This window comes from Bacillus carboniphilus, assembly GCF_039522365.1.
GTDB classification, from domain to species: domain Bacteria; phylum Bacillota; class Bacilli; order Bacillales; family JC228; genus Bacillus_BF; species Bacillus_BF carboniphilus.
Genome location: NZ_BAAADJ010000018.1, coordinates 32,782 through 44,785, shown reverse-complemented (window position 1 = coordinate 44,785; position 12,004 = coordinate 32,782). Strand labels below are relative to the sequence as shown.

14 protein-coding genes are annotated in these 12,004 nt (G+C 38.9%); 4 read left to right on the top strand and 10 right to left on the bottom strand.

From position 1 onward, the window contains the following. Positions 1-203 precede the first annotated feature (203 nt). From ABDZ91_RS09130 to ABDZ91_RS09110, 5 genes are all read right to left on the bottom strand, one after another. On the bottom strand, positions 204-1,373 hold the full coding sequence (locus ABDZ91_RS09130; protein ID WP_343798286.1) for a M20 family metallopeptidase: 1,170 nt from the start codon (positions 1,371-1,373) through the stop codon (positions 204-206). Positions 1,374-1,437: 64 nt separating this feature from the next. Then, positions 1,438-2,823 carry a M20/M25/M40 family metallo-hydrolase gene (locus tag ABDZ91_RS09125; RefSeq protein WP_343798316.1) on the bottom strand — a complete coding sequence of 462 codons (1,386 nt, stop codon included), beginning with the start codon at positions 2,821-2,823 and terminating at the stop codon, positions 1,438-1,440. A gap of 321 nt (positions 2,824-3,144) precedes the next feature. Continuing rightward, positions 3,145-3,276 (bottom strand): hypothetical protein, encoded by a 132-nt coding sequence (locus ABDZ91_RS09120; RefSeq protein ID WP_343798285.1) that lies wholly within the window; start codon positions 3,274-3,276, stop codon positions 3,145-3,147. After that, complete coding sequence (locus ABDZ91_RS09115) at positions 3,266-3,439, bottom strand: hypothetical protein (protein WP_343798283.1); 174 nt, start codon at positions 3,437-3,439, stop codon at positions 3,266-3,268. Before ABDZ91_RS09115 ends, ABDZ91_RS09120 begins: the two co-directional genes overlap by 11 nt. 76 nt (positions 3,440-3,515) lie before the next feature. Then, on the bottom strand, positions 3,516-3,746 hold the full coding sequence (locus ABDZ91_RS09110; protein WP_343798281.1) for an excisionase family DNA-binding protein: 231 nt from the start codon (positions 3,744-3,746) through the stop codon (positions 3,516-3,518). 206 nt (positions 3,747-3,952) lie between these two features. Here ABDZ91_RS09110 and ABDZ91_RS09105 point away from each other — a divergent pair, with 206 nt between their 5' ends. Further along, entirely contained in the window at positions 3,953-5,170 is a 1,218-nt protein-coding gene (locus tag ABDZ91_RS09105; protein WP_343798279.1) for a Zn-dependent hydrolase, read from the top strand. Between the two features lie 561 nt (positions 5,171-5,731). Here the strand turns inward: ABDZ91_RS09105 and ABDZ91_RS09100 are convergent. The 3 genes from ABDZ91_RS09100 to desA form a co-directional block, all read right to left on the bottom strand. Further along, positions 5,732-6,331 carry a response regulator transcription factor gene (locus ABDZ91_RS09100; RefSeq protein ID WP_343798277.1) on the bottom strand — a complete coding sequence of 200 codons (600 nt, stop codon included), beginning with the start codon at positions 6,329-6,331 and terminating at the stop codon, positions 5,732-5,734. Further along, complete coding sequence (locus tag ABDZ91_RS09095) at positions 6,331-7,461, bottom strand: sensor histidine kinase (RefSeq protein ID WP_343798314.1); 1,131 nt, start codon at positions 7,459-7,461, stop codon at positions 6,331-6,333. Before ABDZ91_RS09095 ends, ABDZ91_RS09100 begins: the two co-directional genes overlap by 1 nt. Positions 7,462-7,573: 112 nt before the next feature. Beyond that, positions 7,574-8,614 carry a Delta(5) desaturase DesA gene (gene desA, locus ABDZ91_RS09090; protein WP_425541814.1) on the bottom strand — a complete coding sequence of 347 codons (1,041 nt, stop codon included), beginning with the start codon at positions 8,612-8,614 and terminating at the stop codon, positions 7,574-7,576. A gap of 173 nt (positions 8,615-8,787) precedes the next feature. Between desA and cidR the strand changes: the two genes are divergently transcribed. From cidR to ABDZ91_RS09075, 3 genes are all read left to right on the top strand, one after another. After that, entirely contained in the window at positions 8,788-9,675 is an 888-nt protein-coding gene (gene cidR / locus ABDZ91_RS09085; protein WP_343798274.1) for a cidABC operon transcriptional activator CidR, read from the top strand. Between the two features lie 202 nt (positions 9,676-9,877). Further along, complete coding sequence (locus tag ABDZ91_RS09080) at positions 9,878-10,396, top strand: acyl-CoA thioesterase (RefSeq protein WP_343798272.1); 519 nt, start codon at positions 9,878-9,880, stop codon at positions 10,394-10,396. A 17-nt stretch (positions 10,397-10,413) separates the two neighbouring features. Further along, positions 10,414-10,785, top strand: a complete 372-nt coding sequence (locus ABDZ91_RS09075; protein WP_343798270.1) for a hypothetical protein — start codon at positions 10,414-10,416, stop codon at positions 10,783-10,785. 45 nt (positions 10,786-10,830) lie between these two features. Here the strand turns inward: ABDZ91_RS09075 and ABDZ91_RS09070 are convergent, their stop codons facing one another. After that, positions 10,831-11,595 (bottom strand): MerR family transcriptional regulator, encoded by a 765-nt coding sequence (locus ABDZ91_RS09070; RefSeq protein ID WP_343798268.1) that lies wholly within the window; start codon positions 11,593-11,595, stop codon positions 10,831-10,833. A gap of 124 nt (positions 11,596-11,719) precedes the next feature. Continuing rightward, positions 11,720-11,992, bottom strand: a complete 273-nt coding sequence (locus ABDZ91_RS09065) for a phospholipase A2 family protein (RefSeq protein WP_343798267.1) — start codon at positions 11,990-11,992, stop codon at positions 11,720-11,722. Between the last annotated feature and the right edge of the window lie 12 nt (positions 11,993-12,004).

The window sequence follows — 12,004 nt, the reverse complement described above, 5'->3', positions numbered from 1 at the left end:
AAAATGCCTTTTTCAGAACTTATAACTCCTAATTCAGAACTCAGTGACCTCTTTTCAGAAGTTAGAGAGATTTATTCAGAAGTTAAACGTCTTATTTCGGAACTCAGCTTGGTGTTATCTGAAATTATCACCAGTTTTCCGAACTCAGACGTTCTTCATGCACAAAAAAAATCCCCCTCATTAAGAGGGAGATTTGTGGGACACTAAACCTGTCCCCTCTGTCCCACGAATTCAGCTGCTACTTTGTCAAACAGTTCTTTGTTTGTGATAAGGTCATATCCTGTAGATGCAAGGGCCAGTACACCCATTGCATGGATTCGGTGTGAGTTTTCGGTTATGGTTAGATTTGCGAATTCTCGGGTATGACCGACTAATCCAGGGCTATCTAAACCGATATATGGATGGATGGCAGGCACCACGTGGCTGACATTTCCCATGTCGAGTGAGCCTGATCCACTTGCTGATTTATGCACCTTTTTCACACCAGCACCTAATAGGTTTTCGGTGAAAATTTCGGACAACGTTTGGTTTGTAATCATGTTATCGTAGCTTAGCTCATAGTTACTGATGTGAACTGAAGCTCCTGTCATTAAGGAAGCCCCTTCTGCGATATTTTTAACCTTTTGGACCACTTCATTTAAGTTGTCACGGTCCTTGGCTCTTACATAGAATTGAGCAACTGCCTTATCTGGCACTACGTTTGCTGCTACTCCACCTTCTGTAATGATTCCGTGTATGCGGACGTCAGAAGTAACATGCTGGCGAAGTGCGTTAATACCATTGAATAATTGAATGACACCATCTAGGGCGTTAATTCCTTTTTCCGGTGATGCTGCTGCATGACTCGTTTTACCACGGAATTCAAATTGTAGGGCATCCATGGCAAGCGAATCCCCACTCTCATAGGATTCTCCAGAAGGATGAAGCATCATCGCTACATCAATGTCATCAAAAATCCCTTGTTCTGCCATTGGAACCTTTGCCCCATTGGTTTCTTCTGCCGGGGTACCTAACACAACCACACGGCCCCCAATTTCATCAATTACTTTGCTTAACAACACACCTGCACCAACACTCATGGTACCTATCATATTGTGTCCGCATCCATGACCCACTTCAGGCAGGGCATCATATTCAGCTAAATAAGCAATTGTTGGTCCCTCTTTTTCACTGTCATAAACAGCTTTAAAAGCAGTCGGTCTATCCACGATTCCTGTTTCAACAGTGAAGTTATGTTCCTTTAAGTATTCGACTAGTAACTTCATCGAGTTAAATTCTTGATCCCCTAATTCAGGGTGTTCGTATAAGTAATCGCTCATGTCCCAAAGGCTTGTCTTTAATGATTCTAAGTGATTTTTTAAATCTTGTTTCATCGTTTTGTTCCTTTCTAATGGTGAAATGTGATGGATCATTCTGGTTTTTCTTTTTATAAAAATACTATGCTTCTAAACTCTGTTCTTGTTGATTCAAAGCCTCAGCAAACCCAGACATCATATGAGCCATGTGTAAAATTCCTTGCTCAAAATCCTGCAAACGGACCGATTCATTCGGAGCATGTGCTTTTGAGCCAACCCAGCCAACCCCTGTACTAACAATAGGAAGTTGCAGGTGCTTGCCGAAAATATACATAGGTCCCGTACCCGCTGAATTAGGTGCTAACACAGCATCTTTTTGGTACACCTCACGAGCTGTGTCCATTACATGTGCCACAAATGGATGGCTAAAGTCAGATCTGTATGCTTTTTGACCAGTTAATAATTCTACTTTAACATCATGGAAGCCATTTTTCTGCAAGTGAGCTTGAATACTTTCAAATATATGTTCTGGGTCTTGTCCGGGAACAAGTCTGCAATCTAGTTTCACTTTTGCATTTTTAGGTAAAACTGTCTTTGCGCCTTCTCCGGTATACCCGCTTTCAATACCGCAAATCGTCATCGTCGGTTGAGCCACCATTGCAACTCTTGGGTCGATTCCTTTCGCTTTTGTAATGAGTGGGCGTTTTAAACCATACAGATTACTGACCGATTCTTCATTGAAAGGAAGGGCTTCAACTGCTTTAATTTCGGCCTCTGTTAAGGGAACAACCCCATCATAGAAACCTTCTACTAAAATCTCATTATCTTGATTCCTCATAGTAGCTAACGCTTGCACCAGACGCCATGCTGCATTATCCACATATGCACCAACAGAGGAGTGCATATCAATATCAGCACCAACACAACTTAGTTCCATGTAAGCCATGCCTTTAATCCCAGCCACCATACTAATTCGATCTTTCTCGTCCTTTCCTCCGAACTCCCAAATACATGCATCGGCTTGGAAAAGTTCGTGGTACTTTTCCATATATAATGGTAGATTCGGACTACCAATTTCCTCTTCCCCTTCAATGAGGAATTTAATATTGCAAGGTAAACCACCTTCTACTTGTCGAAGTGTTTTGATGGCTGTTAATCGTGCAACCAGGTCCCCTTTGTTGTCTGCTACACCACGTGCAAATATCTTTCCATCGCGAATAGTGGCTTCGAAGGGTTCTGATTCCCATTCATTAAATGGTTCAGGTGGCTGAACATCGTAATGGTTATAGAATAATAGAGTTTTAGTGGAATCTCCGTTTTCCCCTGCTTGGAAAAATCCATAAACAACAGGATTACCTCCAAGATCATCTAAAATTTTGTATTCACCACCTGCTTCAATGATCATGTCAGTAACAAATTGAACGGTTTCAGGAATGGATTTTTTTTGGGCAGATATCGTTGGCAACCTCAAATAATCTTTTAATTTCTCAATGGCTTCAGGTACTAATTGTTGAACAGTTTCTTTCATAACACTCAGGTTTTGGCTCACACGCAATAACTCCCTTCAGAATGTATTAGTTTTTATTTCGACACTCGAAGGAAGATTCCTTTAATTTTTTGCGCTGATTTTAAATATATATAAATTGCCGGATTGAAGGTGCAATTCTGAGGGTGAAGGTGCAATTCCAGGGCTGAAGGTGCAATTCTGAGGATGAAGGTGCAATTCCAGGGCTGAATCCCTAACCTATATCGGTTTTCAAATTTAAACAAACGTTTGTTTAAATTTATTCAGGGTTGTGTGAATGGGGTGAAAACCTCCCAATAAAAAAAGACACCGCCTACACAGTGTCTACTTCTTCCTAGAGAGCCTTCTAATGTTTTCATCTCTTTCTCCGCCGTCCGATAACTCTTCGGAGAATTCATGATCTTTCATTTTAAAAGAGTCCGTCTTGTTCTTACTACCCGACTGTTTATTCTTCATTTTCAGACTCCCCCTCAGAATGTTCATTTAAATAACTGTTTTCACCAGGTGCATAAGAAACGTCCTGTAAGCTGTACTCTACAGTACCTAAATGCAAAGTCCTGTGCTTCACGATTTCTTCTTTCTCAGAGCCTTGATTGTTTCTATTTTTTTGATCAGCCATTCCATCATCTCCAGTTCTTGGGAAGTTTGTTTCATTTTCCCCAAACGACTGAAAACTATACTTCTAAAAAAATGTGCTAATCTTCATCCTTCACATCAGAATCCTCTGGAATGGGCTCACTCAAATATTCAGCCATCAATTTCTTATATTGCTCCATTTGCTCCAAGTGTAAATTGAATTGTTCTTTATTTACTAGGTATTGTTCCCCATCATGAACAGCTCGAATTTTCTTCTGTAGGATTAGGTTCTCGATATAAGATTCTTCCAGAGATAAATATTCTGCAATTTCTTTTACCGTCAAGTACATTTGCTGCACTCCTTTCCTACTTTTGAATCAATCTGGATATAGCCAACTACTAGCCAGTTTGGCCATATATCATAACTCTATTCTTACATTATATATTATATAGATTCCTTACTGAAATAAAGTGTGAAGTCTATTCGACAAATTTCGATTGATGACATGCACGGTCGAGTGTAGTACACTAACGTATTAAAGGGAGGCATGTGGATATGGTAAATAGTGAACGTCTTTGGAGTAGAATTCAAGAGCTTGCTTTGATTGGGAAAACGGTCGATGATGGGGTGAATCGCTTTTCTTATACGTTGGAAGAGCATGCAGCCAATGAGAAAGTAAAACAGTTTATGGAGGAAGCTGGATTAGAGGTTTCTTATGATGCTGTTGGTAATTTGATAGGGTCAAAAGCTGGTGAAGAGGATTTACCAACTATTTTAATAGGTTCTCACGTAGATACTGTTCCAAACGGGGGCAAGTTTGATGGTGCCCTAGGTGTTTTGACTGGTATTGAAGTCATGCAGTCACTTCAGGAACAAGGAATCAATCTTCGCCATCCAGTGAAAGTTATTGCGTTTAAGGATGAGGAGGGTACTCGGTTCGGGTTTGGCCTTTTAGGAAGTCGTGCTGTCGCTGGTCATCTTACACATGAGGATTTAGAGCGAAAAGATCAACAAGGCATTTCCATTCGCGAAGCCATGCTCGAGCGTGGATTTAATCCTGATAAACTACACACTGCCGAGATGGACCATGTGAAGCTTTATCTTGAACTACATATTGAACAAGGAAAAATATTGGAGAGTCAAGGTGTTTCAGTTGGAAACGTAACGGGAATCGCAGGACCTCTCTGGCTAAAAGTAAAAGTCGTTGGTGAAGCAGAGCATGCAGGTGCAACACCAATGGGCCAACGAAAGGACCCTCTTGTAGCGGCCAGCCTCATGATAGCAGAAATTGAAAAACTAGCAAGTAGCTACCCGGATGCCGTTGCAACAGTTGGCTCTTTGTCTCTAACCCCAGGCGGTGTAAACGTTATTCCAGGAACTGTTGAATTTACCATCGACCTTCGCGATGTTCAGGAAGATATCCGCGACCGACTTGAGAGTCAAATCCGAGAATTTGCTGATCAAATTGGTAGAGACCGAAATATTGAAGTGGTAATAGAAGAATTACAGCGCGTTTCTCCTGTCCTTTGCTCGGATGACATTCAAGCTGTTATTCAGGAAAGTATTTCTGAACTAGAAGTGCCAGTGGTTTCTTTACCAAGTGGTGCTGGTCATGATGCAATGCAATTTAATGGCCTTTTCCCAGTTGGAATGATTTTTGTCCGTTCTAAGGATGGAATTAGTCATAACCCAAAAGAGTTTACCTCTAGGGAAGATGCGAAAGCTGGAGCAGATGTAATGCTGAAGACGTTGTTGAAGCTAGATCAAGAGTAGTGAGGGTTTGAGCGTAGCGGACACTGAGTCCGTTATTTGCTTAAATATCGTCTAAAAACGTGCTCTGTCGGACACAGGATCCGTTATTTAATGAAAAAAAGGCTAAATTAAGCCTATTTTCAACCAATAACGGAACCTCTGTCCTCAAATCGGGTAAAATTTACACTTTTGGAACAAATAGCGGAACCTGAGTCCGCCTAGCTAACGTTCTTGCTTTACTAGTAGATTCAGAACAAAAAATAGAGTGTTTATAACTAACTCTTATTACTAACTCCCTTACTCTCCTGCTTCCACTTCATAGCATATATACTACTAATCACAAAAAAGACAAATCCCATTATCCATCCGACAGTAGGAGCATACGTAAAAAAATTCTTCATAGCTATTCCACATGAAATGGCCATCACTCCTAGTGTAAGAAAGAGCTGCATATACCCTTTATTTTTGTTCTCCCTAACTTTAGCAGAATGTAAAACTATACTAAGAAGTACGCTTATAATGAAGACTATGGGCAGAACAACACCCCATAAAATCACTTCTCATCCCTTCCTTCCATAAATTCTACTTAAACCACCCTTTTTCCTTAAAATACGTTATGGCCTCAATTCGGTTCTTGACACCCAGCTTTTCCAAAATAATAGAAATATAGTTTCGAACGGTTCCCGTTTTAATTTGGAGCTTGGCGGCAATTTCCTTCGTGTCCTTCCCATCTGCAACGAGTTCCAGCACTTCCTTTTCTCGGTCCGTTAGTGGGTTGTCATCAGCATAAACATCCTCAATTAGCTCGGGAGCATAAATGCGTTTCCCGGCCACAACACTGCGGATGGAGCTCGCCAAATCCTCGCTTGGACTATCTTTTAAGAAATAGCCACTTACACCAGCCTTCAAAGCACGTTGAAAATAGCCAGAACGTGCAAAGGTCGTTAAAATGATAACCTTGCAATCCATGCCTTTTATTTCTTCTGCGGCTTCAAGACCTGTTTTTCCCGGCATTTCTATATCCATAATACAGACATCCGGATTGAGTTCTTTCACAAGAGCTACCGCTTCTTCACCATTTGAAGCCTTACCTACTACTTCCATATCCTCTTCCAAACTAAGTAATGACCCAAAGGCTCCTAATAAAAGCTGCTGGTCTTCAGCGATCACGATTCGAATCATTAGAACTCCTCCTTATCTGTCTGCTTGACATCATTTGGTACCGTAAATATCAATGTAGTTCCGTCTTCTGTTTCTATTTCCATTTTTCCATTAACAAACTCGACTCGCTCTTTCATTCCAATCAATCCATGGCCTTTTTGCTCGTCGTCGTTTTTCTTTTTAAATGACCCATTATCTTTGATTGTAATAATGGTATCCGTCCAGGTTTGTTCAATAAAAATAGAACATTTGGTTGCTCCACTATGTTTCACAATATTGTTTACGGCCTCTTTAATACACATACTTAATATGTTTTCAGTTAAAAGAGAAACATTCGCTAACTTCGATTCTTCAATGTCCAACTCGATTTCTGCCGCATCTAACACCTTTTTCACTTCAACTAACTCATCCTTTAATCGAATTCCCCTCATGGACGATACCATTTTCCGAACTTCATTTAATGTTGTCCTTGCTGTATGCTGAACATCCTTTAGTTCATTTCGTGCTTGTTCTGGATTTTTAGAAATAAGTCTTCTGGCCAAGTCACTTTTAAGGCCAATTAAGGAAAGCTTTTGCCCTAGCGTATCATGAAGATCTCTTGCAATTCGATGTCTCTCTTCTAAAATACCAAGCACACGAATTCTTTTATTTGCATCCTCTAATTTTTCCTCAAGCTGCTCCTTCTCATTTTTATTATGAATATTAAATGGTAGCAAGATAACTGCAATCCAAATGACAATGACAAAAGGCAGCTGCTTAAGGAAGAATTCGTCTTGTTGGATGATTCCAAAATTTATAGAAATGGATGTACTAATTAAATGAACAAAATAGAGAATCAGAAAGGTAACCCGATCCCGAATGTTCCCAATATAATGCGCTAAGAAAAACGCAAAGTATACGTAACTAAAGAGACTCGTTGAGGTAATCGATATCCCGATTAAAATAAAGGTCCATAAATATACCGGCCAACCTTTTGCAAAAAAAGCGATTCGATATAGGATAAAAAAGACAATGGTTAGCAGGATTCCTACAATGATTTTTAGGGTTGAATCGGTTTGAAAGATAAAGTAAAAAGGTAAAATGCAAAGAATGATCCATATATAAGGAGAGATCCCACTATTCTTTTGAAAGGTCACATATTGTTTAATCATCGTCATAGGTAGCATCCTCCTCTCTTTTCAACTAATACATCAAAAACAGGGCTCCAATAGTTAGGCCCTGTTTTTATCATACCATTTCAGATTTATCCAAACTATTCCATTTTTATGACTTTGTTTGAGCTAAAGCTCTTTTCATATCTGGCATTGCTTTAATGTCTTTATAACGAACAAACTTCTTTTGCTCTTCATCCCATAATCGGAACTTTAACGATGAAAGGCTTGTTCTTAATGTTATTGTTGGTACATGTTGCAATTCTTCTGTATTATTGTGAGCATCTTCTAGGTTGTAATTAGGAACACGTGGGCTTAAATGATGAACATGATGAAACCCAATGTTACCAGTAAACCATTGAAGAACCTTTGGAAGCTTGTAGAAAGAACTACCTTCTACAGCTGCTAACACGTAATCCCATTTGTCATTCGGTTCAAAGTAAGAGTCTTCAAATGTATGTTGTACATAGAACAACCACACACCAATAGATCCTGCTACTAAGAATAAAGGTCCTTGTACCAGCAAAAATGCTTGCCAGCCAATCGTTAAACAAAGGATTGTCACGATAACTGCAATGGCAATATTAGTAATATATAAGTTAATGCGTTCTTCACGTTTCGCACCTTTTTTATTAAAACGATTTTTAAATAAGAATACATACGTTGGTCCTAAGCCAAACATGACAAAAGGGTTACGATATAAACGGTAACGTATTTTTGTGAAGAGCGATGCTGACACGTACTCATCCACCGTAAGCACCCAAATGTCACCTGTTCCTCTTTTGTCTAGATTTGAGCTTGTTGCATGATGAATAGAATGGTCATGCTGCCATTGATGATATGGGAAGAGTGTAAGTATTCCTGTAATCGTCCCCAGGATTTTATTCGCCTTTCTATTTTTAAAGAAAGAGTGATGACAACAGTCATGGAATATTATAAACATTCTAGTTAATAGGCCTGCTCCAACAACCGCAAGTCCTAAAGTCAGAAAATAAGAAACGGATAGACTTTGATACGCAAGAATCCATATGACAAAAAAAGGAACTAAAGTGTTTATAGTCTGTATGACACTCTTCCTTGTATCTGCTTTTTCATAAGGTGCTACTTGCTTTCTTAACATTTTTTGCTTTTGTTTATCCACTTTTTCACCCATTTCCTTTCTGTGTGTTTTATTGTTCTTAGTATAGGTAAAATTAAAAAATACTTGCAGACATACGTGTCATATAACGACCATGATAAATGTCATGGTTGGCCCGTAAAACCCTATTGTTATAAGGGCTGAAGCCATTTTAAAGAGTTGAATTTTTTTTAGGTAAGGTGATGATTTTGGATATTAAGCATCTTCAATACTTTATTGAAGTTTCAAATTTCAAGAGTTTTTCAAAAGCCGCGGATTATTTGTTTATAACCCAACCAACCATTAGCAAAATGATCAAGAATTTAGAAACAGAGTTAGGCGTCACCTTATTTGACCGGTCTCGTAAACAACTATCATTAACTGACGCTGGCCGAATCATATTGGAACAAGCCAAGCTCATAGACAAAGCCTTTAATAATCTAGAAACCGAGTTAGATAACCTTTTAGAGCTTAAAAAAGGAAAAATCCGTATTGGACTTCCCCCGATTTTTGATGCCCACTTTTTTCTAAAAGTCGTTGGTTTATTTCATGAAACGTACCCTGGAATTACCTTTCAACTCGTTGAAGATGGTTCTAAAAGAATTGAAGAGGATGTGGAGAATGGCTTACTAGATGTAGGGGTCATTGTTCTTCCTACCAAAAATGAGTTATTCAACTATTTCGCATTTATGGAGGAGGACCTGCGTCTATTGTTACCTCCCTCTCATTCGCTAGCTTCTAAAAATGAAGTCAACTTAGCTGAATTAGCAGAGGAATCATTTATCTTATTTAATAAAGATTTTGTTATGAATGACCGTATTATCATGTCATGCAAACAAGCTGGCTTTACCCCACATATTATCTCAGAAAGTTCACAATGGTCCTTTATTGAAGAAATGGTTGCTAGCAATTTAGGTGTTTCTCTTTTACCGGAAAGTATTTGTAGACACTTAAAGCAACACGTTCAAACTGTAAAAGTAGCCAATCCCTCGATTCGTTGGAAATTGGCGCTCATTTGGTCAAAGGAACATTATCTTTCATACGCAGCCAAAGAATGGTTGCAGTTCTTCCAAGAACAATACACTGATACAAATTAAACCTGGGTAGCTTCTAATTGAAGAAGCTGCCCTTTACTTTTATATACACCAGTTAAGCATTTACATAGATAAAAGCTATACAAGTAATAAAAACTATCCATTTTACTAATAGTTTTCTCCGGCGTACACTTACTTAGGCAAGAGCAAATCCTTTTGGATTGGCATCTGGTGAAAGATTCCAAAGCAGAAAGGAAGCGAACATATGGAAGCTAAAAAAGTGAAAGAAAGTCGAATTATAAATACAGATCAAGTTCTATCTTGTGATTTAAATAACTATAATACCCTTTTCGGTGGAGTATTGATGAAGAAATTAGACAGTGCAGCCACACTATCAGCTAGACGTCATTCAAGGGTGAAAGAATGTGTAACTGCATCTACCGACTCTATTGATTTTTTATGTCCTATTCATCAAACAGATTCAGTTTGTATTGAGTCTTTTGTTACGTATACAGGAAAAACTTCAATGGAAATCTTCTGTAAAGTTATTGCTGAAGATATGTTAACAGGAGAACGTAGAATGGCTGCCACAGCTTTTCTAACGTTTGTTGCATTAGATCAAGATAAAAAGCCAGTTGAAGTGCCAAGTGTCTTGCCTGAAACGGAAGAAGAAAAATTCCTATATGATACAGCGAAGGAAAGAGCTGAAATACGAAGATTAAGAAGAGAAAAAAGTAAGGAACTGGCTGAGTACCTTACAGTGAAAAAACCTTGGGACCAATAGGTGGGGAGGATTTAATCATGACAACACTATGTAGTCAACATGAACTTACAGCCACAAAGGAAGCCCTTGAACAAGTAGAGAAAGCTTACCCTAATCTTTATGAGAAGCTATTGCACGTCGTACATTTAACCCGTAACCTGCACTTTCGTTATCAATATATGGGCTGCTTAATATTAGACGAAGACCCAGGTCAACACGCACCGAATATGGTATATGACTCTGTTATGAACCTATATAAAACAGAAGTGCATCGGTTAAAAATTGACGAGCACTACGAAGTTATAAAAGATACATTAAAATCTTATCAAGGTATCGGCTTTGCAAACATTAGCCAGCTTATCCTTGGTAGACCTGCTGAATCATTAGTGGGTGGTTCTTCCATTAAATAAAGGTAAAAGGATGCCAGTAGTACTAACTACTGTGCATCCTTTTATTTATTGCGTCATTCCTGTATAAATGTGAATAGCATCTCTTAAAAACTCTGCCGTTCCTGGCTCTTCTTTATCATAATAGGCGGTAAATCGTTCATCATCTACATACATTTGGGCAAGTCCAGCATGCGCTTCTTTACTGTACTGTGGCCAGTAAAACATGAGCCATTTTTTGTGTAATTCTGCAGCTTTTTGAGCCAATTCACTTGAAGGGTCCCCACCCTTAAACGCTTCCGCTAGTGTTGTGTGAATCTCTTCAGCAAGTCTGTTAGCCTCATCATACTGCTCTTCTGTCATGTTCTTAAGTTTTGCATTTGAGCGATTGACCACATCATCGCCGTATTTTTCACGTACTTCTTCTCCATATTGCTTTTCATTATCATCTATTAGTTTTTGCTTAAAGCCCTCAAACTTTTCTTTGTCAGACATCGTAATTCTCCCTTCCTTTGCCGCCACTGTCTTCTTAACATTGGCGATGAGTAAATCTAACTGCCTTCGTTTGTCGAGGAGTTGTGTTAGATGCTCTTGGAGTGCTTGGGTTCCATTAAAATCTGGATCATTCACTATTTGTTTGATTTGGTCTAGACGAACTCCTAGTTCTTTGTAAAATAATATTTGTTGGAGCTTATCTACTTCATCTTGACCATAAATTCGGTAGCCTGACGAATTGATTCTGGCCGGCTTCAGAATTCCAATTTCATCATAGTACCGAAGAGTTCTTGTACTGACTCCTGCTAACTTCCCAAGCTTTTGAATGGTATATTCCATGATCATCACCTCCTGACAACTTAACTGTACACTTTAACGTAGCGTGAAGGTCAATGGTTTTTAAATAAAATTTATTGGAGAATATTTATGTGGAGAGCGGAATAGCGTTTGTCCATATTCACAATTAACGCGGAGTAAATACTGACTTTATTTTCATAACATTATACATCAAACTTGCTTGTCTACCTTTAGTTGTCCGTCGGTCTATCTTTGAACGAAGACAATCCATAAATTCTAGGTCACATCTTTTTCTTAATCCTCCTCTTTGATAACAAAGGTCATGCCTCATACAACATGCATCCACGTCATTAGTAGGAGCCCCAGGTCCACCACATCCAGGACCGCACCATCTGTACCCAGGGAAAATACACCTAGATTTTCTTCTTTGTCTTCTCATTATGATCACATC